The organism is Nocardiopsis sp. JB363 (assembly GCF_900143625.1).
In the GTDB taxonomy this organism is placed as follows: domain Bacteria; phylum Actinomycetota; class Actinomycetes; order Streptosporangiales; family Streptosporangiaceae; genus Nocardiopsis.
In genome coordinates, this window is the sequence record NZ_FRFF01000082.1 from 1 (window position 1) to 847 (window position 847).

Below are 847 nucleotides of genomic sequence, written 5' to 3' on the forward strand. Positions count from 1 at the left end.
ACCCCCGCAGACGCCCCGCCCCTGCCCGTACTCACCGAAGCCACGGAATCGGCTGAGGAGGGGAAGGACGACGAACCCCTCGACTACGCAGCCGAAACCGAACCGGAGCCCGGCGAGGGGCACAGCGACTTCGACGACAACTGGCCCACCCATTACGTCGACCTGCCGCTGGCCCGCCTGGAGCGTTGGCATCGGCGGCGCGGTCCCGAAGGTGCCCGTACCGACGTGGCCGACGTGCGAGCCGCGGTCCGGGCCGAACGCGCCGAACTCGGACGAGTACGTGGCGAACGCGACCACTACCACTCCGAGGTGCAGGAACTACGCAGGGAGATCGCCCGCTTGGACCAGTCCTGGATCGACGCCGACCCCGCCGGCGCGCGTAGACGTTCCCGTCGATGGCCCCGCTACCTGCTCCTACTGCTGCTCTGTGTGGTGGTCTTCGCCGTCGGGCTGGAGACGGGGGCACGGACCGACACCGGTGTCCTGGACCTGCTGCGCACCATCCCCGGATTCCCCCTCTGACCCGACCCGTTCGCTGAGGCCGGGGCCGATCACGACTTTCGGAGTCGCGGGCCCCCGGCCTTGGCTAACGTGCACATATGACACCCGACGAACCCCGACCGGTCGCGTCCACCGATCTCCTCACCCCCGAGCTGAGGAAATTGGTCCACGAGCTCGACCTGCCACCGGAGATCCTCGACGACCTCGACACGAGCGGACCCGAGGAGATCGGTGAGACCCTCCTGATGGCGAGCGAACACCTCCTCGCCACCGAGCGTCCCGATCTGTCCAAGCTCCTGCTCCTGTCTCTTAAACACATCACCGAGCCCACGAGACGGAGCTACAT

Annotated in this window: 2 pseudogenes; both read left to right on the forward strand. The window is 67.8% G+C overall.

Annotation, left to right across the window (positions count from 1 at the left end):
• Positions 1-522, forward strand: a pseudogene (locus tag BQ8420_RS31885) (hypothetical protein); the annotation flags it as partial.
• Between the two features lie 77 nt (positions 523-599).
• Positions 600-847 (forward strand): annotated as a pseudogene (locus tag BQ8420_RS12270) (hypothetical protein); the annotation flags it as partial.